This window comes from Phytopseudomonas straminea (assembly GCF_900112645.1).
GTDB classification, from domain to species: domain Bacteria; phylum Pseudomonadota; class Gammaproteobacteria; order Pseudomonadales; family Pseudomonadaceae; genus Aquipseudomonas; species Aquipseudomonas straminea.
The window spans coordinates 633,744-658,462 of the sequence record NZ_FOMO01000001.1; the positions used below are offsets into that span (position 1 = coordinate 633,744).

The window sequence follows — 24,719 nt, forward strand, 5'->3', positions numbered from 1 at the left end:
CCCGGTCAGCGCCTTTAGCCTAGAGCTTGCCCAGGCAGGCGCTGTAACCATCGGCCAGCGCCTGCAGCATGCTTTCGTAGCCTGTCGCATCAAGCGGCGCCTGGCTGCCCATGGCATCCAGCTCGGCCAGGGTGGCCGGCAGGCCGGCAGTCAGGGTTTCGGCCAGCCGCGGACGCAACGGCGGCTCGCTGAACACGCAAGTCGGCCCGACTTCCTGCAGGCGCTCGCGCATGGCCGCCACATGGCGGGCGCCTGGCTGCACTTCGTTGGCGACGCTGAATACGCCGGTGTGCTTGAGGCCGTTGGCGGCCTCGAAATAGTCGAACGCCTCGTGGAACACGAAGAACGGCTTTTCGGCCAGCGGCTTGAGTTGCGCGTGCAGGCGCGGCTCCAGGGCATCCAGGCGCTTGCCGAAGGATTCGAGATTGGCCTGGTAGCGTGCGGCGTTGGCCGGGTCGGCCTTGGCAAGATCAGCCGCCATGCGCGCGGCAATCACTCGGGCGTTGGCCGACGACAACCACAGGTGAGCGTCCAGGCTGCCGGGGCGATGGTCATGGTCGTGCTCGTCGGCGGTGGCCTGCCCAGCCTCGTGATCGTGATCGTGATCACCGCCATGCTCTTCGCCAAAGTGGCGCAAGGTCATGCCCGGCAGGCTCTGCACGGCCACGCTGGGCTTCTCGCGGGTCGCCAGCACGCGGGGCATGAAGCTCTCCATGTCCGGGCCGACCCAGTACACCAGATCGACTTCCTGCACCCGACGCATATCCGAGGGGCGCAGCGCGTAATGATGCGGCGAGGCGCCCGGTGGCAGCAGCACGTCAGGCTCACCGACGCCGCTCTGCACTGCGGCAGCGATCAGCTGCAGGGGCTTGATGCTGGTCAGCACGCGCACCTCGGCCTGGGCGGCGCCGGCGGCAACCAGCAGGGCGAGGGAGAGGATCAGAGAAAGCGGGGAAGGCAGGCGCGGCAACATAGGCGGAGGAATCGGTCACAGGCGAAAGGGAGTAATACAATAACATCTCTTTTCACCACACGTCGAAGCGAGGCGACGGGCAAACCGGCCGATGCGTGGCATCGCGGCGCCGATGCGTAATAGAATAACGTCCTACGTTTCGAGGCCACGCCATGTACAAACCCGTCAGCGTCGTGCCACCACTGGCATCGCGCCCCCATGATCACTCCCACTGCGTCAGCCATGCGCTGGCTGAAGCCGAGGCCATCTGCGCCCGCGAGGGCCTGCGCCTGACCGCCCTGCGCAAGCGTGTGCTGGAGCTGGTGTGGGCCAGCCACAAGCCGCTGGGCGCCTACGACATTCTCGCCGTGCTCAGCGAGGAAGACGGCCGCCGCGCCGCGCCGCCCACTGTCTATCGCGCCCTGGATTTTTTACTGGAAAACGGCTTGGTGCATCGCATCGCCTCGCTCAACGCCTTCGTCGGCTGCAGCCACCCGGCCCACGCGCACCAGAGCCAGTTCCTGATCTGCCGCAGTTGCAGTGCCGCCGTGGAGCTGGAGCAGACCGCCATCAGCGAGGCCATCGTGCGCGGCGCCAAGGGCGTCGGTTTCGCGGTGGAAAACCAGACCGTGGAAGTCGTCGGTCTGTGCGCAGGCTGCCAGGGCAACAAATGAGCGACGCGCTGATACGCCTCGAGGGCGTGACCGTCGCCTTCACCGGGCAGACCGTGCTGGACAAGGTCGAGCTGACCATCCAGCCCGGCGAAATCGTCACCCTGATTGGCCCCAACGGCGCCGGCAAGACCACCCTGGTGCGCGCCGTGCTCGGCCTGCTCACTCCGGACAGCGGCATGGTGTGGCGCAAGCCCAAGCTGCGCATCGGCTATATGCCGCAGAAGCTGCACGTCGACCCGACCCTGCCGCTCAGCGTGCTGCGTTTCCTGCGCCTGGTACCGGGCGTGGATCGTGCCCGCGCCCAGGCCGCGCTGGCTGAAGTGGGCGCCAGCCAAGTGCTCGACAGCCCGCTGCAGGGCATTTCCGGTGGTGAGATGCAGCGTGTGCTGCTGGCCCGTGCGCTGCTGCGCGAACCGCAGTTGCTGGTGCTCGACGAGCCGGTGCAGGGCGTCGACGTCGCCGGCCAGGCCGAGCTGTACCGGCTGATCACCCGCCTGCGCGACCGCCATGGCTGCGGCGTGCTGATGGTTTCCCACGACCTGCACCTGGTGATGAGCACCACCGACCAGGTGGTCTGCCTGAACCGCCACGTGTGCTGCTCGGGCCATCCGGAGCAGGTCAGCTTCGATCCGGCCTTCGTCGAGCTGTTCGGCCGCGACGCCCAGAGCCTGGCCGTCTATCACCACCACCATGACCACGAACACGACCTGCACGGCGCCGTGGTCAGCGACAAACCCGGCCTGACCATCCACGGCCCGGTCCGCCCTCACATCCATGGAGACGGCTGCAAGCATGGCTGATTTTCTGTTCAACGCCCTGCTCGCCGGCCTCGCCCTGGCCCTGGTCGCCGGCCCCCTCGGCTCCTTCGTGGTGTGGCGGCGCATGGCCTATTTCGGCGACACCCTGTCCCACGCCGCCCTGCTCGGCGTGGCGCTGGGCCTGATGCTGGACGTCAACCCGACCTTCGCGGTGACCGTCGGTTGCGTACTGCTGGCGATCCTGCTGGTGACCCTGCAGACCCGTCAGCCGCTGGCCAGCGACACCCTGCTCGGCATCCTCGCTCACAGCACCCTGTCCCTGGGCCTGGTGGTGCTGAGCTTCATGCGTGACGTGCGCATCGACTTGATGGGCTACCTGTTCGGCGACCTGCTGGCAGTGAGCCCCACCGACTTGGCCTGGATCCTCGCCGGCAGCGCCCTGGTTCTGATACTGCTGGTGCTGATGTGGCGCCCGCTGCTGGCGATCACCGTGCACGAGGAACTGGCCCGTGTGGAAGGCCTGCCGGTCGCCGCCATCCGCCTGGGGCTGATGCTGCTGATCGCCATCGTCATCGCCGTGGCTATGAAGATCGTCGGCGTGCTGCTGATCACCTCGCTGCTGATCATCCCCGCTGCCGCCGCCCAGCGGCACGCCCGCACGCCCGAGCAGATGGCCTTCGGCGCCAGCCTGCTGGGCATCATTGCGGTGTGTTGTGGTCTGAGCCTGTCGTGGTTCAAGGACACGCCAGCCGGGCCGTCGATCGTGGTGTCGGCCGCCAGCCTGTTCCTGCTGAGCTTTCTACTGCCGCGCCGCAAGGCCTGACCGAGCGACCGTGATGGCACATTTGGTGGCCCGCCGGCCGCCGTGTAGAATTGCGTATTTTTTGCACAAACCGAGACTCGCAGTCATGACATCGTTTCCTTTACGCTGCGTTGCCCTGGCCGCGTTGGCCCTGCTGACCGTTGGCTGCCAGAGTCACAGTCAGCAGGCCGCCGCGCCCGCACCAGCGCCGGCCACAGTGGCAGCGACGCCCAGTGCCCAGCAGCAGTTCGAGGCGCACCTGGCCGCTGGCCAACTGGCCGAGGCCGAAGCCCAGCTGCAGGTGCTGCAGGCGGACGGTGAGCCCGCTGCCGTGTTGCAGGCCCAGCGCCAACTCTCCGAGGCGTACCTGAAGGAAGGCCAGAAGGCCCTGGAAGCCGGCGACCTGGACAAGGCCGCCAAATCCCTGGCCCACGCGCGCACCCTGATGCCCAAGGCGCCAGCCCTGACCACCGGTCTGGACGGCGCCATCGGCAAGGCTCGCCAGGCCGAACTGAGCGCCGTCGAGCAGGCCCGCCAGGCCGGTGAACAGGCCCAGGCCGCCCGCCAGGAGCAGCTGCGCTTGCTGCGCCAGGCCGCGGAAACCCAGGCGGCCGCCAGCCGCGCCGCCGATAACGCGCCCGCAGCGTTGCCGGCGCAGCTGATCGACCCGACGGCCAAGCGCAGCGATGTCAGCCTGGCGATGCTCGACAGCCGCGACGAGGCGGCGCTGGCAGAACGTCTGGATGCCGTGGCCGCCGACGTGGTGGCCTTTGACCGCAGTGTGCATATCCAGGTGCGCAGCCCCGAGGACCTGCGCCGCGTGACGGCGCTGCTCGAAGCACGGGTGATGAAGCTCGACCCAACGTTCAAACTTGTGCTCAGCCACGCCGTCAAACCGGTTCAGGTGCCGCGTCTGGTGCTGCGTGCAAGGGGCCAGTAAGGCCCCGACTCCGGCTGCTAAACCAGCCATTTAGCTATAAACATAGGCCTACAAAGATTTTTGAGGCCTAAGCAGCGCCGGGTAAACTGGCAATCATTTTTATGCTCATGCCTACCCGGCAGAACGAAGAACCCAAAAGGTTTAACGCGTGATCGACTTTCATCAGGTTCACAAGGCGTACCGCGTCAGTGGCCGCGATATTCCCGCCCTGCAACCCTGCGACCTGCACATCGAACGTGGCGAAGTGTTCGGCATCATCGGCCATTCCGGTGCCGGCAAGAGCACCCTGCTGCGCCTGATCAACCGCCTCGAGGAGCCCTCCGGCGGGCGCATCGACATCGACGGTGTGGACGTCACCGCCCTGGGCGCCGACGGCCTGCGCAAATTCCGCCAGCAAGTGGGCATGATCTTCCAGCACTTCAACCTGCTGTCCTCCAAAACCGTTGCCGCCAACGTCGGCATGCCGCTGAAACTGGCAGGTATGCCGGCGAAGGAAATCGACCAGCGCGTCGCTGCCCTGCTCGATCGCGTCGGCCTCAAGGATCACGCCAACAAGTACCCGGCGCAGCTCTCGGGTGGCCAGAAGCAGCGCGTCGGCATCGCCCGCGCCCTGGCCACCCGGCCGAAGATTCTGCTCTGCGACGAGGCCACCAGCGCCCTCGACCCGCAGACCACCGCCTCGGTGCTGCAACTGCTGGCCGAGATCAACCGCGAACTGGGCCTGACCATCGTGCTGATCACCCACGAGATGGACGTGATCCGCCGCGTCTGCGACCGCGTGGCGGTGATGGATGCCGGCGTGATCGTCGAACAGGGCCCGGTGGCCGAGGTGTTCCTGCACCCGCAGCACGCCACCACCAAACGCTTCGTGCAGGAAGCCGAGCACGTCGACGAGGACGACCAACGCGACGATTTCGCCCATGTGCAGGGCCGCATCCTGCGCCTGACCTTCATCGGTGAGTCCACCTATTCGCCGGTTCTCGGCCAGGTCGCCCGGGAAACCGGCATCGACTACAGCATCCTTGCCGGGCGCATCGACCGCATCAAGGACACGCCCTACGGCCAGCTGACCCTGGCGCTGACCGGCGGCGACATCGACGCCGCCCTCGCCCGCTTCGAAGCGGCTGACGTGCACCTGGAGGTCCTGCGCTGATGGAAACCTTACTGCCCAACGTCGACTGGCTGGAAATCTGGCAGGCCAGTATCGATACCCTGAACATGCTCGGCGGCTCCATGCTGTTCACCGTGCTGTTCGGCCTGCCCCTTGGCGTGCTGCTGTTCCTCACCGGCCCGCGGCAGATGTTCGAACAGAAAGGCCTATACGCGGTGATATCCCTGGTGGTCAACGTGCTGCGTTCGGTGCCGTTCGTGATCCTGCTGATCCTGCTCATCCCGGTCACGGTGGTGATCACCGGCACCTCTCTGGGCGTCGCCGGGGCCATTCCACCGCTGGTGGTCGGCGCCACACCATTCTTCGCGCGCCTGGTGGAAACCGCCCTGCGCGAGGTAGACCGCGGCATCATCGAAGCGACCCAAGCGATGGGCGCCAGCACCCGACAGATCATCTTCAACGCCCTGCTGCCCGAAGCCCTGCCAGGCATTCTGGCGGCCATCACCGTCACTGCCATCACTCTGGTGTCCTACACCGCAATGAGCGGCCTGATCGGCGGCGGCGGCCTGGGCGACCTGGCGGTGCGTTACGGCTACCAGCGTTACCAGCCGGACGTGATGTTCGTGACCGTGGCGCTACTGGTGGTGCTCGTACAGATTCTGCAAACCATCGGCGACCGCCTGGTGGTGCACTTCTCTCGTAAATAAAACAGCTGGAAGGGCCAGCGGCAGCCTGCCGCCACGCCATCTCACTTCAAGGAGTCAACGATGAAAAAACTGCTTACTGCCCTGGCTGTCGTCGCAGCCTTCTCCAGCGCTGCCCAGGCTGAAGCCCTGCGCGTCGCCGCCTCGGCCGTCCCACACGCCGAGATCCTCAATTTCGTCAAACCGGCCCTGGCCGAAGAAGGCGTGGAGCTGGACGTGAAAGTCTTCACCGACTACGTGCAGCCCAACGTGCAGGTCGCCGAGAAACGCCTCGACGCCAACTTCTTCCAGCACCAGCCGTACCTGGACGAGTTCAACAAGAGCCGTGGCACCAGCCTGGTCAGCGTCGGTGGCGTGCACGTCGAGCCGTTCGGCGCCTACTCCAGCAAGATCAAGGATCTCAAAGACCTGCCGCAAGGCGCCAATGTGGTGATCCCCAATGACGCCACCAACGGCGGCCGCGCCCTGCTGCTGCTGCAGAAGGCCGGCGTGATCACCCTGAAGGATCCGACCAACATCCTGTCCACCCCGAAGGACATCGCCGAGAACCCGAAAGGCATCAAGGTGCGTGAACTGGAAGCCGCGACCCTGCCGCGCGTACTGACCCAGGTCGATCTGGCGCTGATCAACACCAACTACGCCCTGGAAGCCAAGCTGAACCCGACCCAGGACGCCCTGGCCATCGAAGGCAGCGACTCGCCATACGTCAACATTCTGGTGACCCGCGAAGACAACAAGGACAGCCCGGCCGTGCAGAAGCTGGTCAAGGCCCTGCACAGCGATGAAGTAAAAGCCTTCATCCTGGAAAAATACAAAGGCGCGGTGGTTCCGGCGTTCTGATCGTCGCTACGCAACTGTTGCATCCAATGCCGCGTCGCCTCCGGGCCACGCGGCATTTTCATGTCTGCAGCGCTGATTTCTCAGAGCTTTTTCACGATCTCGCGAGCTAGAGCCATACAAGGCCTAGGCGGCCCCACAAAAACAGGCGAGTAGCGGTCGGAGTCGCGCCCGACTTTACGAGCTGTAAATGAGCATTACTCGCTTCGCTCGCCCCTTCGGGGCCGCACTAAAGTGCGTTAGCTGCAAGTGGCTTTCCGACTGGGCTGGCAATCCAGCCTGTTTTTAACGCAGTAGGGCCGACGCGTAGCAGATCGTGGACAGGTTCTCAGTCGGCGGGAATAAAGCGCAGCATCCCGGCCTGTCGCGGGCCTGCTCCGCTGGGGTCGTCCTTGGGATGGGCGATGCCATCGCTGACCGGCACTTCCTCGAAATCGAACGGGCTGATGCCCTCCAGGCAGGCGACGTTGACACCGTACTGATGGGGATTGGAGCGACGCTGGTGGTGGGTGTAGATACCGCAGCGTGAGCAGAAGAAATGCTCGGCGCTCCCGGTATTGAAACGATAGGTGCTCAGCAGCTCCGTACCCTGAAGAATCCGAAAACCGGCCAGCTCGGCGGACACTGCCACCGCGCCACGCATCCGGCAGTAGGAGCAGGTGCAACGCCGTGCGGTATGCAGACCGTCGCTCAGGGTCACGTGAAAACGCACGCCGCGGCAATGACAGGCGCCGTTGATCTCGCTGATATCCTTGTTCATCCGTCACACCTCCGCTAGGCAGAAACGCCGATCATAAATCCGATTCACCCGGCAGTGGTCTGGCCAGGCACTGCAGCAGCCAGTCCAGTGCCGGCTGTCGCTGGGCACGACGCAGGATCGCCACCAGCTCGCGGTGAAAGGTCAGCTCACCCAACTCCACCACACGCAGCGTCTGCGGCCGCTGGCACCACAGGCCGGCGCGGGGAATCAGCGACACGCCCAGGCCGCATTCGACCATACGCACGATGGCTTCCAGTTCATCCAGCTCCAGCGCTTCGCGGGGCGCCAGGCGTTGTTCGCGCAGGAAACGCTCGACCTGGCGGCCGCCGAAGGAACGCCGGTCATAGCGCACGAAGGGCTGTTCACGCAGCAGTTGCAGCGGGTCATCACCCTCCATGCCGGGCGGTGCGATCAGTACGAAGGGCTCACGTGCCAGGTCGACTTGCATCAGCTCCTTGGGCAGTTCGAAGGGCGGGCGGATCAATAGCGCCAGGTCCAGCTCGCCGGCATCCACCTGGCCGAGTAGATCCAGGGATACGCCGGGCACCAGCTTCAGCTCGACCTGCGAAGCCCGGGCGCGAAAGCGCACCAGGGCCTCGGGCAGCAATCCCGTCTGTACGCTGGCAATGGCGCCGATCTTCAGCTCGCCCCGCCATTCCTCGAGCGCGGTGGGCAGCGCCATCTGCGCATACAGGCCGAGCATCTGCTCGGCCAGCGGCAAGGCGTGGCGCCCGCCAGCACTGAGCACCGCACTGCGCCCGCTGCGATCGAACAGGCGCACGCCCAGGCTCTGCTCCAGCACGCGCATCTGCGCGCTGACGGCAGATTGAGTGAGGCCCACCCGCAGCCCGGCGGCCGCGAAGGTGCCGTAGCGGGCCACGGCTACGAAGGTCTTCAATTCTCGGATCATTGATCGATTTCTTTTGAGCTCGACGGCAAGGATATTCGCTTTTAATCAAAATCCTTGCATCTAGAATCGGTGACACCGACCTGAGGAGCTCACACATGGCACTGTCCCCGTTTCACCTGGCCATCCCCGTCTACGACCTGGACGCCTCCCGGCATTTCTATGGCGAAGTGTTTGGCTGCGCCGAAGGCCGCAGCAGCGATCACTGGGTGGATTTCGACTTCTTCGGCCACCAGCTGGTGATCCACGAAGCCCCGAAAATGCCGCACCAGGAATCGGCTATCAGCAACCCGGTGGACGGCCACGACGTGCCGGTGCCGCACTTCGGCGTGATCCTCGACTGGCCAACCTGGGAAGCCCTGGCGCAGCGCCTGCAGGCACGCGAAATGGCCTTCGTGATCGAGCCCTATATCCGCTTCAAGGGCCAGGTCGGCGAACAAGCCACCATGTTCCTGCTCGACCCCTGCGGCAACGCGCTGGAGTTCAAGGCGTTCAAGGACATGAGCCAGCTGTTCGCCAAATAGGTTTTAGGAACTTGATGGGTTGCACCCATCCTACGGGTCGACCGCGAAACGTAGGATGGGTGAAACCCATCAGTGCTCCCTCGGTAACCCATTCTGCATCTACTCCCCCGCCGCCATCTCCACCTCCGCTGCCCATCCCCAATCCGGCGGATACACACCACGCTGCACATATGCGTGAAACGACGAATGCGGCCAATCGCTCACCCGCGCCACCAATCCATGCTTGACCGGGTTGTGATGGATGTAATCCATATGCCGCCGCCAATCATCTTCATCCCGAATGGCGTGTTCCCAAAAGCGACGCTGCCAGACGCCACGTTCGCCCTTGGCTCTCTGACTTTGGCGCAGGTCCGCAGGAAGCGGAATCTGCCGGGAGAAATCACCTTTGATGCGGCGCAACCGGTTGGAGAAATCCCTGTCGCCCTCGGGTAGGCGCATCAGCAGGCGGCAGTGTTCGGGAAGCACCACCCAGGCCTGTAGAGCGAAGGGCGCACGTTGCTGTTTCTGATGGATGCTCTGGCGCAGGGCGGCGATATGGGAGACCAGCCAGTCCTGGCGGCGATCGGCGAGAACCAAGGTGAAGAAATAGGTGCCACCTGCCTGGTAGTGGCGACGGTAGTTGGTCATCAACGTTCCCGTCCTTGGGTCGGTTTGTGTTTGCTGATGGGTTTCACCCATCCTACAAAATAGCGGCGCTATCAATATATCGCGCCCAGACTCGTCGAGATCCGTAGGATGGGTGAAACCCATCAACCACCGCCGATCATTTTCCGCCGACCAACCCAGGCAACTGCGCCGCCAGCTTGTCGATATTGATCGGCGCACGAATGAAGCCGCGCTGGGTGCCGTCCGGGCCGATGATGGCGAGGTTGCCGCTGTGGTCGACGGTGTAGTTTTCCTTGCTGGTATCGGCAGGAATGAAGGGGATGCTTACCGCGCTGGACAGCTTCTGGATGGTGTCCGGCTCGCCGCTCAGGCCCATGAAGCCAGCGTTGAAGTAGCCCAGGTATTTCTTCATCTGCTCCGGCGTGTCGCGGGCCGGGTCGACGCTCACCAGCACGATGCGCAGGTTGTTCCAGGTCTCTTCCGGGATCTGCGTGCGCAGTTGGCGCAGTTGCGCCAGGGTCGCCGGGCAGATGTCCGGGCAGAAGGTGTAGCCGAAGAACAACAGGCTCCACTGATCCTTGAGCTGGCCGGTGGAGAAGGCTTGGCTGTCCTGGTCGAGGAAATCCAGAGCAGGCACCTGGCGCGGCTGGGGCAGCATGACGAGGCCGGCGTCGAGCAGGGCAGCAGCGTCGTTTGACTTGCCGCGCAGCGCCTGGCTAGCGATCAGGCCGAGCACCAGGGCCGCGGCGGCGATAAGGGCGAAGATAGCGATGTGCTTGCGAGTCATGGTGGCCACGATGGTCAGGGTAAAAGGTATCGCCCTGAATGACCCGATGCCCCCGGCTCGGCGGGAGAGCTGTGCCTAGGGGCACAGGAATCGGCCATCTGGCGATGCGCAGCGGGGAAAGGTACCAGATACGCGGCGCCAGGTGGCCGTTGCACCCTGCGGCCAGCTGTCACGCTGACAGCCGGCCAGGAGCCCCTCAGGCCATGGCGCGGCGCATGTTCAGCGCGCGGCCTTCGAGGCGACGGGTCAGGCCATGGCGCTCGATCAGCAGCGCCCCGCCCTGCTGCTCGGCGGCGCGGCCCCAGTCGTCGAGCAGTTCCATGCAGGCATGGTCGACGTAGCTGAGCTTGTCGAGCGGCACGTGAAGGCGCGTGGTCGGCGCGATGCCTTCCAGCACACTGGCCAGGTGCGGCACCTTGAGGAAGGTTGCCGAGCCGGTCAGGCGCAGTTCCGCTTCGTCGGGGCCGAGCTCGTTGAGGCTGACCTTCAGGCGCGAGGCCTTGCCGGCCAGCTTGAGCAGGGTCAGGGCGAAGCCGATCAGCACGCCAGTCAGCAGGTCCACGGTGACGATGCCCAGGGCGGTGGCCGCATAGATGAACACCGGAGCACGGCCGTAACGGCCCAGGCCGCGAATGGCCTTGATGTCGACCAGCTTGAAGCCGGTGTACACCAGCACGCCGCCCAGGCAGGCGACGGGAATGCTTTGCAGCACCGCCGGCAGCACCATCACGAAGGCCAGCAGCCAGGCACCGTGGAAGATGGTCGATAGGCGGGTACGTGCACCGGCCTGGACGTTGGCCGAGCTGCGTACGATCACGCCGGTCATCGGCAGCGCGCCGAGCACGCCGCAGAGCATGTTGCCGACGCCCTGGGCGGATAGTTCACGGTCCAGGTTGGAACGGGGGCCATTATGCATACGGTCCACCGCCGCGGCGGACAGCAGGGTTTCCGCACTGGCAATAAAGGCCAGCACCACCGCCGCCAGGATGATCTGCGGGTTGGCGAGGTTGAACAGGTCGGCCGGCTGTATCCAGTCGATGGCATCGCTCAGGTTGGCCGGCACCTCGACCCGTGCCACTCCCAGGCCCAGCCACAGGCTGACGGCGGTCATCAGCGTCACGCCGATCAGCGCGCCAGGCAGAAAGCGCAGGCTTTGCGGGCGCAATTTGTCCCACAGGAACATGCAGGTGATGGTGCCGAAGCCCAGCAGGGCCGCCGCCAGCGCACTGCCGCCGCCGAGGCCGGGAATGGCCTGGCTCAGAGTCGCGGGAAAGGCCATGAGGTTGTCCAGGCCGGAGGCCTGGGGCTTCACGTCGAACATCACGTGGAACTGCGAAAGCAAGATAAGGATGCCGATACCGGCGAGCATGCCGTACACCACCGCCGGGGCGGTAACGCGGAACCAGCATCCCAGGCGCAGGCGCCCGGCGACCAATTGCAGCAGACCGGCGAGCAGCAGGATCGGCCCGAGCATGGCGATACCGTGGGTGCGTACCAGCTCGAACACCAGCACGGCGAGGCCCGCCGCCGGGCCGCTGACCTGCAGCGGCGAGCCGGCTATCCAGCCGACCACCAGGCCGCCAATGATGCCGGTGATCAGGCCCTTGGCCGGTGGCATGCCGGAGGCGATGGCGATACCCATGCACAGCGGCAGGGCGACGAGGAAAACCACGATGGATGCCAGGGCATCGCGTGGCAGAGCGGATTTGAATGAAGCGAGGGTCATGGTGCGGTCTCCTGCAGATCCGGCGCACGAAAGGTCATGACGGAGAGCTATGGCTCGCCGTCAGCAGGTGTAAGGCAGTCAGAACCCAAGGAGCTTGTTGCCTGAGGTCAGGCAACAAGCCAGAACGGCTGTCGATTGTGGGCGGTTAATCCGCGGGTCGATTCATGGCCACCGGGTGACGTCCTGTCATTAGCGTTACGAGGCCAGGTAACGGGCTCGCGGGCTGGCATTGGGGGTGGTTTCGCCATCGAGGGGCAGGAACTCGCCACGCTCGGCGTCGTACGCCTTGATGGTGCAGTTCTCGATGTCGTAGACCCAGCCGTGGATGAACAACTGGCCGCTGGCCAGGCGCGCAGCGACGGAAGGATGAGTGCGCAGATGATCGAGCTGAGCGACCACGTTCTCTTCGGTCAGCACGCCAAGTTCCTGGTGCTCGGCGCAGCTGCAGCTCTGCTGGGTAACGGTCTTGGCGACCTCGGCATGGCGCAGCCAGGCCTTGACGGTAGGCATGCGCTCGATGCTCTGCGGGTTGAGCACCGCCTTCATGGCGCCGCAATCGGAGTGGCCGCAGATGATGATGTGCTGCACGCCCAGGCCCATCACCGCGTATTCGATGGCAGTGGAAACGCCACCGTTCATCTGGCCGTAGGGCGGCACCACGTTGCCGACGTTACGGGTCACGAACAGCGAGCCGGGATCGCTCTGGGTGATCAGCTCGGGAACGATGCGCGAATCGGCACAGGTGATGAACATGGCCCGGGGGCTTTGCTGGTTGGCCAGTTTGCTGAACAGCTCGCGCTGCTCGGGGAACACGTCGTTACGAAAACGCTGGAAGCCATCAAGCAGGGTTTGCAGGGCCTCGTCTGCGCTCTGCTTGCCGGCTGCTGGGGGTGTGGCGGATCGGATGGAACGAACACGCTCGCTCATGGTGCCTCCTGGTTTTCAGTCGTGATATTGACTTGCCATCTAGTGGCAGTTTGATTCGTGACTCATAGGTCACATAGCAAACGAACTTACCCATGAAGGCTTAAACCAACCTTAATCGCAAGAAATCCGCCTAATATCGGCGGTGCTTTTGTAACCGCATGCCACCATGCGTGGATAAACGCGATGGTTTACCCAGCCGCTCTAACATGGGCCTGATAGCGACCATTCAAAAACGCGCAGATGTCTTTTCCGTGACAGCCCGGCGCCTTTGATCGAGAAACAAGGGTGTGGGTAGGAGAGCAAGACGAACCCTATCCCGCACAAACCTGCTGTACGGGATAGGGCTGCATGGCAGGATCAGCCGCGGTGGCGACCGCGGAAGAAGTCGATCAGGCCTTGAGTGGAACCGTCCTCGGCCTTCGGCTCGTCGCTGCCGACCATGCGCGAATAGACGCCCTTGCCCAGCTCCTTGCCCAGCTCCACGCCCCATTGGTCGAAGGCGTTATTGCCCCAGATGACGCTCTGCACGAACACCTTGTGCTCGTACATGGCGATCAGCGCGCCGAGGCGACGCGGGCTGACGCGCTCCATCACCAGGGTGTTGCTCGGCCGGTTACCGGGGATCACCTTGTGCGGCGCCAGGCGCTGCACGTCTTCCTCGCTCATGCCCTTGGCGCGCAACTCGGCCTCGGCCTCTTCACGAGACTTGCCAAGCATAAGCGCCTGGCTCTGCGACAGGCAGTTGGCGTACAGCCACTGGTGGTGATCGGCGACCGGGTTGTAGCTGCTCACCGGCACGATGAAATCCGCCGGAATCAGTTGGGTGCCCTGGTGCAGCAACTGGTGGTAGGCGTGCTGGCCGTTACAGCCCACACCGCCCCAGATCACAGGGCCAGTGGCGACGCTGACCGGCTGACCATCACCGCGCACGCTCTTGCCGTTGGACTCCATGTCCAGCTGCTGCAGGTGCTTGGTGATGTTACGCAGGTAGTGGTCGTACGGCAGGATGGCATGGCTCTGGGCATTCCAGAAATTGCCGTACCAGACGCCGAGGAGCGCCAGCAACACCGGCATGTTTTCCTCGAATGGCGCGGTCTTGAAGTGCTCGTCCATGCGATAGGCGCCGGACAGCAGCTCCTTGAAGTTGGACATACCAATGGACAGCGCGATGGGCAACCCAATGGCCGACCACAGCGAGTAACGGCCGCCGACCCAGTCCCACATCGGGAAGATGTTCTCTTCGCGAATGCCGAAACCCACCGCCGCTTCACGGTTGCTCGACACGGCGATGAAGTGCCGATACAGCTCGGCTTCGGAACCGCCCTGGGCCAAGTACCAGCCGCGGGCCGCCTGGGCATTCTTCAGGGTTTCCAAGGTGCCGAAGGACTTCGACGAAACGATGAACAGGGTGGTCTCGGCGCGCAGCTTGGCGGCCAGCTCATGGAATTCGCTGCCATCGATATTGGCCAGGTAATGGCAGCGCACGCCGCGCTGGGCGAACGGCAACAGCGCCTCGGAAACCAACTGCGGGCCGAGGAAGGAGCCACCAATACCGATGTTCACCACGTCGGTGATCGGCTTCTCGGTGTAGCCGCGCCACAGGCCGTCGTGGATGCGACCGACCAGCTCGGTCATCTGCTGCAGCACGCGCTGCACCTCGGGGATGATATCGACGCCGTCAACTTCCACCTTGTCGCCCAGCGGGCGGCGCAGCGCGGTGTGCAGGGCCGGGCGCTTTTCGGTGTTGTTCAGCAGCTCGCCTTCGAACAGCGCGCGAATGGCCTTTTCCAGCCCGACTTCACGTGCCAGGTTGACCAGCAGCTCGCGGGTTTCGGTGTTGATCAGGTTCTTCGAGTAATCCAGGAACAGCCCGCAGCCGCTCAGGCTGAAGGTGTCGAAACGCTTCGGGTCGGCGGCGAAGGCCTGGCGCATGCTGAAGTCGGCAAGACGCGCACGGTGGGCGACCAGGGCCTGCCAGCTCGGCAGTTGGGTGACATCCATCGATGAAGAAAGGTACGGCATGAAGACTCCTTGGTTCGGGCCAGCCTCCCGGCCCTGCGAATTCGATTACATGCCGAGGGACGCGTGCGTTGGCAAGTACGGCGTTGAAAATTGCCTACTACGCCTCGCGCCCCTGAACGGCCTTTACTGCGCCAGCTCATGCCGATACGGCAGTTGCGGGCCAACCCGTGAGCAGGTCAGCGCCGCCGCCTGCACGGCGAAATCGAGCATCGCCGAGAGCGCTTCGCGCGACAAGCCGGCCACGCCAGCCGGGCTGTCCAGCCCATGCTGCACCAGGTAGGCGATGATCGCCGCCTGAAAGGTGTCGCCGGCGCCCACGGTGTCACGGGTGACCACCTGGCGTGCCGGTAACGACCAGTGCCCATGCTGCCGGCTGAACACGCTCGCACCCTCGCTGCCGCGGGTCAGGAACACCACCTGGCAACGCTGGGCCAACCAGCGCTCGATGCTCGTCGACGGTGAGACACCGGGATACAGCAGCTCCAGGTCCTCCTCGCTGACCTTGATCAGATGCGCGTGGGCGGCAAAAGATTCAATTCGCTGCCGCCAGCGCTCGATATCGGGTGCCGGATTGAGACGCACGTTGGGGTCCAGGCTGATCAGCCGCCGCCCGCTCTCGCGCTCCACCAGCGCCAGCAAGGTGTCGCCAACCGGCGCCACCACCAGGGAATAGGAGCCGACGTGCAGGCCCGTCACCGTCTCGTCGAGCACCGGCAAATGCGCGGCCAGCACCTGACGATCAGCGCAGCCCTCGCCGCGGAACATGTACTGCGGCGAGCCTTGGGCATCCAGCGCGACCATGGCCATGGTGGTCGGCGCGTCGCTGGCGAGCAGGTAACGATCACTGACGCCCTCCTCGCTCAGCACCTGGCGCAGGCGCTGTCCGAGGTAGTCGCTGGAGATGCCGCCGAATAGCGCCGACTCGACACCGAGGCGGCGCAGGCCGACCGCCACGTTGAACGGCGAGCCGCCGGCCAAGGCCTTGAAATTCAGCTCGCTGCTGCGCTCGCCGGGGTTGCAGAAGAAATCGAACAGGGCTTCGCCGCATACCAGGTACATGGGATCTCCGCGTCACGGAAAGGCGCCTTCGCGCAGGGAAAAAGCCGGCGAATGTATCGCCGGCGTGGATTATTGCAGCGCGCGCACCTGCTCGCGATAGCGCTGGTAGACGCCCTCGTAGGCACGGCTGCGCAGCTCGTCGGGCTCGGCGCTGCGAGCGTCATCGAGGCTCACGCAGCGCTCGCATAGGCTTTGCAGGCTCAACGCCTCGCCGTGTTGATGGCTCACGCACCAGGCCGCCTGAATCGCCGCACCGAGCGCCGCCGCCTCGGTGTGCTGCGGGCAGGCCACCGGCGCGCCCATGATGTCGGCGACGATCTGCCGCCAGGTCGCGCTCTTCGCACCGCCACCGATCAGGCGGATGCTGTCGCTGCGAATGCCGCTGTCCTTGAGCAGATCGAGGCCGTAGCGCAGGCCGAAGGTGGTGCCTTCCACCACTGCGCGGCAGAGGTTGGCGCGGGTCAGGTTGTCGCTCGTGAGGCCATGCAGGCTGGCGGTGGCCAGCGGCAGCGCCGGCACCCGCTCGCCATTGAGGAACGGCAGCATCAGCACGCCTCCGGCGCCTATGGGCGCCTCGCCGACCAGGGCGCCGAAGGTTTCCACATCCAGCCCCAGCAGGTCGCGGATCGCGCCGCTGGCGTTGGTCAGGTTCATGGTGCAGATAAGCGGCAGCCAGCCGCCGGAGGACGAACAGAAGGTCGCCACCTGCGGGTGTGGGCTGACGCGCGGCTGATCGGCGTAGGCGTACACCGTGCCCGAGGTGCCGAGGCTCATGGTGATGGCGCCCGGGGCGATGTTGCCGGTGCCGATGGCGCCCATCATGTTGTCGCCACCGCCGCTGGCCACCAGCGCCCAAGGGTTTAGGCCCAGGCGCTCGGCGATTTCCGGGCGAATCGAACCGACGCACCGGTCGGATTCGATCAGCTCCGGCAGCGCCCGCACCAGGGCGCCCTCCGGGTCGATCAGCTCCAGCAGCTCGGTGTCCCAGGTGCGCGTACGCACGTTGAAATAACCGCTGCCGGAGGCATCGCCGTACTCGGCGCAGGCGCGCCCGGTCAGCCAGTAGTTGAGGTAGTCGTGGGGCAACAGGATGTGGGCGATACGGCCGAACACCTCGGGGTGATGGTCACGGGTCCACAGCAGTTTCGACACCGTGTAGCCCGGTGCGATGGCCACGCCCAGGCGTTCCAGCGAGCCGCTGTCACCGCCGAGAAAATCCAGCAGGTGGGCGTTTTCGGCAGTCGACTCGGTGTCGCACCAGAGCTTGGCCGGGCGCAGCACCTCACCCTTGGCATCGAGCAGCACCAGGCCGTGCTGCTGGCCGGACACGCCGATACCGAGAATCTCGCTGCCCGCCACCCCGGCCTGCTGCAGGGCCTGGGCGGTGGCCTGCTCGAAGGCCAGCAGCCAGTCGGCAGGGTCCTGCTCGCGGCGGCCATTGGCGCCGCTGATCAGCCGGTGCGCCGCACTGCCCTCGCCGAGCACCTTGCCGCTGTGGATATCCAGAATCAGCGCTTTGGTGCCCTGGGTGCCGCAATCGATGCCGAGGTACATGGCTCAGTCACCCAGCAAGGTCTGCAGGGTGCGCGTCACGCCCAGCTTGCGCAGGCTGTCGTAGCACAGTTCGAAGGCGGTGACGAAGGCCGCGGACTGCGGAATGGCGGTGCCGAAGATCACCTCGACGCCCAGCACCCGCTCGCGCACCCGGTCATCGTCGGCCACCAGCGCCTGGCAGAACTCAGCGCGCGGGTCGGGGATGCGGTAGGTGGTGCCGGTTTCGTCGACGCCCTTGAGATACAGCGCCCAGGCCGCGACCACCAGGGCCGCGCGCTCCAGCGGCCGGCCATCTTCGATCAGCCGGTTGATGGTCGGCACGATGAACTTGGGAAACTTCGACGAGCCGTCCGAGCAGACGCGCTCGAGCTGATCGGCGATGGCCTGGTTGGAGAAGCGCTCGATCAGGGTGTCCTTGTAGTCGTCCAGGTCGATGCCCGGTACTGGCGCCAGCTGCGGGGTCACGTCCAGGTCCATGAAGGTGCGCACGTAACGGCGGAACAAGGGGTCGTTCATGGTTTCGTGAACGTAGCGGTAGCCCTTGAGAAAGCCCAGGTAGGTCAGCGCCAGGTGGCTGCCGTTGAGCAGCTTGATCTTCATTTCCTCGTAGGGCGTGACGTCGTCGGTGAACTGCACGCCGACCTTTTCCCAGGCCGGCCGGCCATTGACGAACTTGTCTTCCAGCACCCACTGCAGGAACGGCTCGCAGACCACCGGCCAGGCGTCGGCGACACAATGGCGCTCGGCCAGCTGGGCGCGGTGAGCATCGCTGGTCATTGGCGTGATGCGGTCGACCATGGCATTGGGAAAGCTCACGTGGCTGTCGATCCAGCCGGCCAGCTCATGATCGGCCAGATGGGCGAAGGCCAGCAGCGCCTTGCGGGTCACCGCGCCGTTGTGCGGCAGGTTATCGCAGGACATCAGGGTGAACGCCGGGGTGCCGGCGGCGCGGCGTTTGGCCAGGGCCGCGCAGAGGAAGCCGAACACGCTGCGCGGCGCCTCCGGGTGCGCCAGGTCGTGCTGGATGTCCGGCAGGTGGGCCATGAACTCACCGGTGCTGTCGTCTATGCAGTAGCCGCCTTCGGTGATGGTCAACGAGACGATGCGAATCGCCGGGTCGGCCAGCTTGTCGATCAACGCGGCGGGCGAGTCCTCGGCCAGCAGCATGCCGTTGATGGCACCGACCACGCGTACTTCGAGGCCCGGCTCGTCGCCCAGCACGAACATCGTGTAGAGGTGATCCTGCTCGGCCAGGGCCTGCTGCATGGCGCGGTCTTCGCGACGCAGGCCGACGCCGCAGATGCCCCACTCGCGGGCTTCGCCGCGGTTGAGCAGGGCTTCGGTGTAGATCGCCTGGTGGGCGCGGTGGAAGCCGCCGACGCCGATATGGGCGATGCCCTGGCGCACGTCGGCCGGGTCGTAGGCTGGCACGTCGATTTCGGGGGCCAGTGCGGAGAGGTTCTTGCGATTGAGTTTCATGGGGCGATTCCTGCGCGTCAGGCGGCCTGGCCGGCCTGGATGCGTTTGTCGATGGCCAGGCCATCGGCGTTGAAGACGTGGCAGTGGGCCGGGTCGAAATCCAGCGCCAGGGCTTCGCCGTAAGCCGGCGAGAAGTCGCCGCGCACCCGCACGGTGAGGTCTTCCTCGCCGACGCGCACGTGGCAGAAGGTGTCGCTGCCCAGGCGTTCGCTGACGTCGGCGGTGGCCTGCAGGCGGCCCTGCCCGGCCGGCACCACGTTGAGGTGCTCGGGGCGGATGCCGAGGGTGATCTGGTCACCGTTGCGCAGGCCGGTGGCAGCCAGCGGCAGGTCCAGCGCGGCGCCGCAGCTCAGGCGCAACTGGCAGCGGCCGCCGTCGACGCCTTCCACCTGGCCACGCAGGAAACCCATCTTCGGCGTGCCGAGAAAGCCGGCGACGAACAGGTTCACCGGGTGGTTGTAGAGCTCCAGCGGCGAGCCGACCTGCTCGACGCGGCCGCCGTTGAGCACCACCACCTTGTCGGCCAGGGTCATGGCCTCGACCTGGTCGTGGGTCACGTAGATCATCGTTGCCTTGAGCTCCTTGTGCAGGCGCGCCAGCTCCAGGCGGGTCTGCACGCGCAGGGCGGCATCGAGGTTGGACAGCGGCTCGTCGAACAGAAAGATCTTCGGGTTGCGCACGATGGCGCGGCCGATGGCCACACGCTGGCGCTGGCCGCCGGAGAGCTGCTTGGGTTTGCGATCGAGCAGCGCGCCCAACTCGAGGATGCGCGCGGCGTTGGCGACCTTCTCCTCGACCTCCTGCTTGCCGACCCGGGCCAGGTCGAGGGCGAAGGACAGGTTCTTGCGCACCGTCATGTGCGGGTACAGGGCGTAGGTCTGGAACACCATCGCCAGGTCGCGCTTGGCCGGCGCGGTGTCGGTGATGTCGGTGCCATCGAGGGTGATGGTGCCGCTGGAGACTTCCTCCAGCCCGGCGATCAGGCGCAGCAGCGTGGACTTGCCGCAGCCGGACGGGCCGACGAACACCACGAACTCACGGTTCTCGATATCCAGGTCGATGCCCTTGATGATCGCCGTGCCGTCGAAGCCTTTTTTCAGGTTGCGGATTTTCAAATCAGCCATGACGTAAACCTCTTATTTGACGGCGCCGAACGACAGACCACGCACTAGCTGCTTCTGGCTGATCCAGCCGAAGATCAGGATGGGCGCGCAGGCGAGGGTCGAAACGGCGGAAAGCTTGGCCCAGAACAGGCCTTCGGGGCTGGAATAGGAGGCCACCAGCGCGGTCAGCGGCGCGGCGGCGGAGCTGGTCAGGTTGAGCGACCAGAACGCCTCGTTCCAGCACAGGATCAGCGACAGCAGCATGGTCGAGGCCAGGCCGCCGCGGGCGATGGGTAGCAGCACGCGAGCGATCTCCTGCCAGGTGGTGGCACCATCGAGCCGCGCCGCTTCGAGGATCTCGCCGGGAATGTCCTTGAAGTAGGTGTACACCATCCACACCACGATCGGCAGGTTGATCAGGGTGTAGATGACGATGAGCGCGATGCGCGAATCGAGCAGGCCGAACTGCTTGGCCAGCAGGTAGATCGGCACCAGCACGCCCACCGGCGGCAGCATCTTGGTCGACAGCATCCACAGCAGCGTGCCCTTGGTGCGTTTGGTCTCGAAGAACGCCATCGAGTAGGCCGCCGGCACCGCGATGAGCATGCACAGCAGAGTCGCGGCGAAGGAGATCAGCACCGAATTCCAGGCGTAGGCGAAGTAGTCGCTGCGCTCGTTGATGTGCAGGTAGTTCTCCAGGGTCGGGGTGAAGATGAACTGCGGTGGCGTGGCGAAGGCATCCAGCTCGGTCTTCAGGCTGGTCAGCACCATCCAGAAGATCGGGAAGAAGATCAGCGCGGCCACGGCCCAGGCCAGCGTACCGACCAGCACGCTCTGCAGGCGACGGGATTGTTTTAGCGTCAGCATGCTCTGCTCCTACTGCCGGTCGGTCAGGTTCTTGCCGATCATGCGGATCAGCACGATGGCGGCGATGTTGGCGATGACCACGGCGATCAGCCCGCCGGCGGAGGCCATGCCCACGTCGAACTGCAGCAGCGCCTGGGTGTAGATCAGGTAGGCCAGGTTGGTCGATTCGTAACCCGGCCCGCCGCTGGTGGTGGTGTAGATCTCGGCGAACACCGAGAGCAGGAAGATGGTTTCGATCATCACCACCACGGCGATCGGCCGTGCCAGGTGCGGCAGGGTCAGGTGCCAGAAGATGGCCAGCGGGCCGGCACCGTCGAGGCGCGCGGCCTCCTTCTGCTCCTGATCCAGCGACTGCATGGCGGTCATCAGGATGAGGATGGCGAACGGCAACCACTGCCACGACACGATGAGAATGATCGAGAACAGCGGATGGTGCGCCAGCCAGTCCACCGGCTGGGCGCCGAAGAACTGCCATACGGCGGCGAGAATCCCCGATACCGGATGGAAGATCAGGTTCTTCCACAGCAGCGCGCTGACCGTCGGCATGATGAAGAACGGCGAGATCAGCAGCACCCGCACGATGCCGCGACCAAAGAACTCGCTGGCTTCCAACAGCGCGGAGATCAGCACGCCGAACACCACGCTGATCAACAGCACGCTGCCGACCAGCAGCAGGGTGTTGCCGGCGCCGGACAGGAAGGCAGCATCGGTGACGAAGTATTCGAAGTTTTCCAGGCCGACGAAATCGTTCTCGCCGGGGTACAGCAGGTTGTAGCGGATCAGCGAGAAGTAGATGGTCATGCCCAGGGGCACGATCATCCAGATCAGCAGCAGAACCACCGAAGGGCTGACCAGGAACCAGCCGGGCGCCAGGCGCTTGCGCCGCGTGGCGACGGCTTCGCCAGCCGCTGGCGAGCGGGAGTCGAGGGTTGTGTTATCCATGGGGGCTCCGCAATGAGCGGTTAGGTATTGATCGTTCCCACGCTCCGCGTGGGAACGCCGCCTTTGGCGCTCCGCGCCGCGTAACACCGGGTCAGCGGACGCGGAGCGTCCCGACATACGTTCCCACGCCGACGTTTCGACGCCTCGACGTGGGAACGATCACGGTGCCGTTACTTCGGATACCCGGCGCGTTTCATTTCCCGCTCGGTGCTCTGCTGCGCGGCCTGCAGCGCCTGCTCGGGCTGCATCTGCCCGGTCAGGGCGGCGGCGAACAGCTTGCCGACGGCGGTTCCAATGGCCTGGAACTCGGGAATGGTCACCAGCTGGATGCCCACGTACGGCACCGGCTTGGCGCTCGGGTCGGCCGGGTTGGCCTTCTTCAGCGAATCTAGGGTCACCTTGGCGAACGGCGCGGCCTTCATGTAGGCATCGCTGTAGGTCGAGGCGCGGGTGCCTGGCGGCACGTTGGCGACGCCATCCTTCTCGGCGACCAGCTCGGCGTAGGCCTTGGAGGTAGCCCAGGCGCTGAAGGTCTTGGCGGCATCCTTGGACTTGGAACTGGTGGGGATCGCCAGCGCCCAGGAGTACAGCCACGAGGCGCCCTTGTCGGTGACCTGGGTCGGCGCGAAGGTGAAGCCCACCGAGTCGGCAACCTTGCTCTGCGACTTGTCGGTAACGAACGAGCCGGCCACGCTGGCATCGACCCACATGGCGCACTTGCCGCTGTTGAACAGCGCCAGGTTCTCGTTGAAGCCGTTGCTCGAGGCGCCCGGCGGGCCGTATTTCTTCATGGTGTCGACGTAGAAGTTCAGCGCGTTCTTCCACTCGCTGCCGGTGAATTCCGGCTTCCACTGTTCATCGAACCAGCGCGCACCGTAGGCGTTGGCCACGGTGGTGATCAGCGCCATGTTCTCGCCCCAGCCGGCCTTGCCACGCAGGCAGATGCCGTACTGGCCCTTGTCCGGCTGGTGCAGCTTGCCGGCGAACTCGGCCATCTGCTCCCAGGTCGGCTGCTCGGGCATCTTCAGCCCGGCCTGTTCGAACAGGTCGGTGCGGTAATAGGTGATCGAGGCTTCGGCGTAGAACGGCAGTGCGTAGAGCTGGCCGTTGGCCGACAGGCCTTCGCGCACGGAGGGGAACACATCGTCGAGGGCGTAATCGGCAGGCAGATCCTTCATCGGCTCCAGCCAGCCCTTCTCGCCCCACAGCGCCGCTTCGTACATGCCGATGGTCAGCACGTCGAACTGGCCGCCCTGGGTGGCGATGTCAGTGGTCAGGCGCTGGCGCAGCACGTTCTCTTCGAGTACCACCCACTTGAGCTTGATGTCCGGGTGCTGTTCTTCGAAGGTCTTGGCCAGGCGCTGCATGCGAATCATGTCGCTGTTGTTGACCGTGGCGATGGTCACGGTCTCGGCAGCCTGGGCGCCGACGGTCAGGGAAAGGCATGAAGCGGCTACGAATACTTTGAGCGTATGGTTCATGGTCTTGAACTCCTCTCCCTGGCCCGGTGAGCCTCGGGAGACGTTATTGTTTTTGTGGGCCGACCCGGATTACACCCCTAGCGCCGAACGCGAACAACGCCTCGACTGCACTTTGACCGATACTTTTTTGCACTGAGAGTGGAGCAAGCTGGCCAGCAGAAAAAGCCAGGCTCAGCCTCAAAAACGCTGCTTCTGGCTGTTTTGCCGTAGATAGGCGTGAAGGATTCAGTACAGGTTTTGCGCAGTAAAGCGCTGGGTGACCAACCGTCGGTAGCCGCTGGGTGTCATGCCCTTGAGCTGCTGGAAGCGTCGGTTGAAGTTGGAAATATTGTTGAAGCCGGACTCGAAACACACCTCGGTCACCGGCTTGTCGCTCTGGGTCAGCAGCTCGCAGGACTTGCTCACCCGCAGGCGATTGACGAACTCGACGAAGCCGCGCCCGGTGGCCTGCTTGAAGAAGCGCGAGAAGTAGGTGGGCGTCATCCCGAGGTACTCGGCCACTTCCTCCTGGCTCAACTCCTGGGCATAGCGCTGGAAGATGTAGTCGACGGCGCGGTTGATGCGGTCGACATGGTGTTCGTCGGCCAGCTGCGCAGCGGTGCGATCGGACAGCAACTGGTAATCGTCGCAGGCGGCGAGCAGCTCCATGAGAATGAAGAAGTTACCCAACCGGGTCATACCCTGGGAATCGGCGATGCGCTGCAGCAACTGGCGCGCCTCGCCGATGGTGTGCGGGCAACGGAACTCGATACCGTACTGGGCGCGGGCCAACAGCGGCTGCAGGTCCTTGAGCTCGGCGAACACCGCGGTGCCGCTTTCCAGCACCTCGTCGGTGAAGTTGACCAGCATGTCGCGCTCGGCCACCGCTTCGCCCGGCGCCATCTGGCTGATCCAGTTGTGCGGCAGGTTGGGGCCGGTGAGAAACAGGGTGTCGGGAGAGAAATTGCCGATGTAGTCGCCGATAAAAACCTTGCCGGCGCTGGCGACGATCAGGTGCAGCTCGTATTCCTTGTGGAAATGCCAGCGCACCAGCGGGCTGGGAAAGCCGTGCTGGCGATAGATCAGCGAATGACCTTCGTGGTCATCCATCAGCTCATAGGACGGGTCGAGCGTTCTCTGCGATCGGGACATGGCGGGCCGGCATCGTCTTGTTCTTGTCGGTGATTGCCGGGGGCCGCGCTCGTCGCGCAACCCACC

The 24,719-nt window shown here is 64.9% G+C and carries 24 protein-coding genes; 8 read left to right on the forward strand and 16 right to left on the reverse strand.

The window, feature by feature from the left end; all coding sequences use genetic code 11:
- Positions 1 to 19: 19 nt before the first annotated feature.
- Complete coding sequence (znuA, locus tag BM279_RS02880) at positions 20 to 973, reverse strand: zinc ABC transporter substrate-binding protein ZnuA (protein ID WP_244154101.1); 954 nt, start codon at positions 971 to 973, stop codon at positions 20 to 22.
- Between the two features lie 152 nt (positions 974 to 1,125).
- Here znuA and BM279_RS02885 point away from each other — a divergent pair, with 152 nt between their 5' ends.
- The 7 genes from BM279_RS02885 (at position 1,126) to BM279_RS02915 (ending at position 6,781) form a co-directional block, all read left to right on the forward strand.
- Entirely contained in the window at positions 1,126 to 1,626 is a 501-nt protein-coding gene (locus tag BM279_RS02885) for a Fur family transcriptional regulator (protein ID WP_027908539.1), read from the forward strand.
- Entirely contained in the window at positions 1,623 to 2,426 is an 804-nt protein-coding gene (znuC, locus tag BM279_RS02890) for a zinc ABC transporter ATP-binding protein ZnuC (RefSeq protein WP_093500741.1), read from the forward strand. Before BM279_RS02885 ends, znuC begins: the two co-directional genes overlap by 4 nt.
- A complete protein-coding gene (znuB, locus tag BM279_RS02895; RefSeq protein WP_093500743.1) occupies positions 2,419 to 3,207 on the forward strand; it encodes a zinc ABC transporter permease subunit ZnuB in 789 nt (262 codons plus the stop codon). Before znuC ends, znuB begins: the two co-directional genes overlap by 8 nt.
- Positions 3,208 to 3,292: 85 nt before the next feature.
- Entirely contained in the window at positions 3,293 to 4,126 is an 834-nt protein-coding gene (locus tag BM279_RS02900) for a hypothetical protein (RefSeq protein ID WP_244154102.1), read from the forward strand.
- 148 nt (positions 4,127 to 4,274) lie between these two features.
- A complete protein-coding gene (locus tag BM279_RS02905) occupies positions 4,275 to 5,279 on the forward strand; it encodes a methionine ABC transporter ATP-binding protein (protein ID WP_093500747.1) in 1,005 nt (334 codons plus the stop codon).
- A complete protein-coding gene (locus BM279_RS02910) occupies positions 5,279 to 5,944 on the forward strand; it encodes a methionine ABC transporter permease (protein WP_027908535.1) in 666 nt (221 codons plus the stop codon). Before BM279_RS02905 ends, BM279_RS02910 begins: the two co-directional genes overlap by 1 nt.
- A 60-nt stretch (positions 5,945 to 6,004) precedes the next feature.
- The gene (locus tag BM279_RS02915; protein ID WP_093500749.1) at positions 6,005 to 6,781 is read left to right on the forward strand and encodes a MetQ/NlpA family ABC transporter substrate-binding protein; all 777 of its coding nucleotides are present in this window, start codon (positions 6,005 to 6,007) and stop codon (positions 6,779 to 6,781) included.
- Positions 6,782 to 7,106: 325 nt separating this feature from the next.
- Here BM279_RS02915 and BM279_RS02920 read toward each other — a convergent pair whose 3' ends face one another.
- Positions 7,107 to 7,538: a GFA family protein gene (locus BM279_RS02920; protein ID WP_093500752.1), complete on the reverse strand. Its 432-nt coding sequence runs from the start codon at positions 7,536 to 7,538 to the stop codon at positions 7,107 to 7,109.
- Positions 7,539 to 7,569: 31 nt separating this feature from the next.
- Complete coding sequence (locus tag BM279_RS02925) at positions 7,570 to 8,448, reverse strand: LysR family transcriptional regulator (RefSeq protein WP_093500754.1); 879 nt, start codon at positions 8,446 to 8,448, stop codon at positions 7,570 to 7,572.
- 95 nt (positions 8,449 to 8,543) lie between these two features.
- Here BM279_RS02925 and BM279_RS02930 point away from each other — a divergent pair, with 95 nt between their 5' ends.
- Entirely contained in the window at positions 8,544 to 8,969 is a 426-nt protein-coding gene (locus BM279_RS02930; RefSeq protein WP_093500756.1) for a VOC family protein, read from the forward strand.
- A 99-nt stretch (positions 8,970 to 9,068) separates the two neighbouring features.
- Here BM279_RS02930 and BM279_RS02935 read toward each other — a convergent pair whose 3' ends face one another.
- The 13 genes from BM279_RS02935 to BM279_RS02995 form a co-directional block, all read right to left on the reverse strand.
- On the reverse strand, positions 9,069 to 9,596 hold the full coding sequence (locus BM279_RS02935; RefSeq protein WP_093500758.1) for an REP-associated tyrosine transposase: 528 nt from the start codon (positions 9,594 to 9,596) through the stop codon (positions 9,069 to 9,071).
- A gap of 136 nt (positions 9,597 to 9,732) precedes the next feature.
- Positions 9,733 to 10,362, reverse strand: coding sequence for an SCO family protein (locus BM279_RS02940; RefSeq protein ID WP_093500761.1), 630 nt, complete (start codon positions 10,360 to 10,362; stop codon positions 9,733 to 9,735).
- Positions 10,363 to 10,558: 196 nt separating this feature from the next.
- Positions 10,559 to 12,088: a SulP family inorganic anion transporter gene (locus tag BM279_RS02945; RefSeq protein ID WP_093500763.1), complete on the reverse strand. Its 1,530-nt coding sequence runs from the start codon at positions 12,086 to 12,088 to the stop codon at positions 10,559 to 10,561.
- Between the two features lie 195 nt (positions 12,089 to 12,283).
- Positions 12,284 to 13,015, reverse strand: coding sequence for a carbonic anhydrase (locus tag BM279_RS02950; RefSeq protein WP_093500765.1), 732 nt, complete (start codon positions 13,013 to 13,015; stop codon positions 12,284 to 12,286).
- A 357-nt stretch (positions 13,016 to 13,372) separates the two neighbouring features.
- Positions 13,373 to 15,037, reverse strand: coding sequence for a glucose-6-phosphate isomerase (pgi, locus tag BM279_RS02955; RefSeq protein ID WP_093500767.1), 1,665 nt, complete (start codon positions 15,035 to 15,037; stop codon positions 13,373 to 13,375).
- Positions 15,038 to 15,160: 123 nt separating this feature from the next.
- Positions 15,161 to 16,096, reverse strand: a complete 936-nt coding sequence (locus BM279_RS02960) for a carbohydrate kinase family protein (protein ID WP_093500769.1) — start codon at positions 16,094 to 16,096, stop codon at positions 15,161 to 15,163.
- A 69-nt stretch (positions 16,097 to 16,165) separates the two neighbouring features.
- On the reverse strand, positions 16,166 to 17,650 hold the full coding sequence (xylB, locus tag BM279_RS02965) for a xylulokinase (protein WP_093500771.1): 1,485 nt from the start codon (positions 17,648 to 17,650) through the stop codon (positions 16,166 to 16,168).
- 3 nt (positions 17,651 to 17,653) lie between these two features.
- Positions 17,654 to 19,129: a mannitol dehydrogenase family protein gene (locus tag BM279_RS02970; protein WP_093500773.1), complete on the reverse strand. Its 1,476-nt coding sequence runs from the start codon at positions 19,127 to 19,129 to the stop codon at positions 17,654 to 17,656.
- A 17-nt stretch (positions 19,130 to 19,146) separates the two neighbouring features.
- Entirely contained in the window at positions 19,147 to 20,253 is a 1,107-nt protein-coding gene (locus tag BM279_RS02975) for an ABC transporter ATP-binding protein (protein ID WP_093500775.1), read from the reverse strand.
- Positions 20,254 to 20,265: 12 nt separating this feature from the next.
- On the reverse strand, positions 20,266 to 21,099 hold the full coding sequence (locus BM279_RS02980) for a carbohydrate ABC transporter permease (protein WP_027904257.1): 834 nt from the start codon (positions 21,097 to 21,099) through the stop codon (positions 20,266 to 20,268).
- Between the two features lie 9 nt (positions 21,100 to 21,108).
- Positions 21,109 to 22,041 (reverse strand): carbohydrate ABC transporter permease, encoded by a 933-nt coding sequence (locus tag BM279_RS02985; RefSeq protein WP_013793411.1) that lies wholly within the window; start codon positions 22,039 to 22,041, stop codon positions 21,109 to 21,111.
- Between the two features lie 170 nt (positions 22,042 to 22,211).
- A complete protein-coding gene (locus BM279_RS02990; protein WP_093500777.1) occupies positions 22,212 to 23,522 on the reverse strand; it encodes an ABC transporter substrate-binding protein in 1,311 nt (436 codons plus the stop codon).
- A 225-nt stretch (positions 23,523 to 23,747) separates the two neighbouring features.
- Complete coding sequence (locus tag BM279_RS02995; protein ID WP_093500779.1) at positions 23,748 to 24,653, reverse strand: helix-turn-helix domain-containing protein; 906 nt, start codon at positions 24,651 to 24,653, stop codon at positions 23,748 to 23,750.
- Positions 24,654 to 24,719: the final 66 nt, after the last annotated feature.

Bases quoted from the DNA above. Each gene is read 5' to 3' on its own strand.
- znuA (WP_244154101.1), bottom strand. From the start codon at position 973: ATGTTGCCGCGCCTGCCTTCCCCGCTTTCTCTGATCCTCTCCCTCGCC.
- BM279_RS02885 (WP_027908539.1), top strand. From the start codon at position 1,126: ATGTACAAACCCGTCAGCGTCGTGCCACCACTGGCATCGCGCCCCCAT.
- znuC (WP_093500741.1), top strand. From the start codon at position 1,623: ATGAGCGACGCGCTGATACGCCTCGAGGGCGTGACCGTCGCCTTCACC.
- znuB (WP_093500743.1), top strand. From the start codon at position 2,419: ATGGCTGATTTTCTGTTCAACGCCCTGCTCGCCGGCCTCGCCCTGGCC.
- BM279_RS02900 (WP_244154102.1), top strand. From the start codon at position 3,293: ATGACATCGTTTCCTTTACGCTGCGTTGCCCTGGCCGCGTTGGCCCTG.
- BM279_RS02910 (WP_027908535.1), top strand. From the start codon at position 5,279: ATGGAAACCTTACTGCCCAACGTCGACTGGCTGGAAATCTGGCAGGCC.
- BM279_RS02915 (WP_093500749.1), top strand. From the start codon at position 6,005: ATGAAAAAACTGCTTACTGCCCTGGCTGTCGTCGCAGCCTTCTCCAGC.
- BM279_RS02920 (WP_093500752.1), bottom strand. From the start codon at position 7,538: ATGAACAAGGATATCAGCGAGATCAACGGCGCCTGTCATTGCCGCGGC.
- BM279_RS02925 (WP_093500754.1), bottom strand. From the start codon at position 8,448: ATGATCCGAGAATTGAAGACCTTCGTAGCCGTGGCCCGCTACGGCACC.
- BM279_RS02930 (WP_093500756.1), top strand. From the start codon at position 8,544: ATGGCACTGTCCCCGTTTCACCTGGCCATCCCCGTCTACGACCTGGAC.
- BM279_RS02935 (WP_093500758.1), bottom strand. From the start codon at position 9,596: ATGACCAACTACCGTCGCCACTACCAGGCAGGTGGCACCTATTTCTTC.
- BM279_RS02940 (WP_093500761.1), bottom strand. From the start codon at position 10,362: ATGACTCGCAAGCACATCGCTATCTTCGCCCTTATCGCCGCCGCGGCC.
- BM279_RS02945 (WP_093500763.1), bottom strand. From the start codon at position 12,088: ATGACCCTCGCTTCATTCAAATCCGCTCTGCCACGCGATGCCCTGGCA.
- BM279_RS02950 (WP_093500765.1), bottom strand. From the start codon at position 13,015: ATGAGCGAGCGTGTTCGTTCCATCCGATCCGCCACACCCCCAGCAGCC.
- pgi (WP_093500767.1), bottom strand. From the start codon at position 15,037: ATGCCGTACCTTTCTTCATCGATGGATGTCACCCAACTGCCGAGCTGG.
- BM279_RS02960 (WP_093500769.1), bottom strand. From the start codon at position 16,096: ATGTACCTGGTATGCGGCGAAGCCCTGTTCGATTTCTTCTGCAACCCC.
- xylB (WP_093500771.1), bottom strand. From the start codon at position 17,650: ATGTACCTCGGCATCGATTGCGGCACCCAGGGCACCAAAGCGCTGATT.
- BM279_RS02970 (WP_093500773.1), bottom strand. From the start codon at position 19,129: ATGAAACTCAATCGCAAGAACCTCTCCGCACTGGCCCCCGAAATCGAC.
- BM279_RS02975 (WP_093500775.1), bottom strand. From the start codon at position 20,253: ATGGCTGATTTGAAAATCCGCAACCTGAAAAAAGGCTTCGACGGCACG.
- BM279_RS02980 (WP_027904257.1), bottom strand. From the start codon at position 21,099: ATGCTGACGCTAAAACAATCCCGTCGCCTGCAGAGCGTGCTGGTCGGT.
- BM279_RS02985 (WP_013793411.1), bottom strand. From the start codon at position 22,041: ATGGATAACACAACCCTCGACTCCCGCTCGCCAGCGGCTGGCGAAGCC.
- BM279_RS02990 (WP_093500777.1), bottom strand. From the start codon at position 23,522: ATGAACCATACGCTCAAAGTATTCGTAGCCGCTTCATGCCTTTCCCTG.
- BM279_RS02995 (WP_093500779.1), bottom strand. From the start codon at position 24,653: ATGTCCCGATCGCAGAGAACGCTCGACCCGTCCTATGAGCTGATGGAT.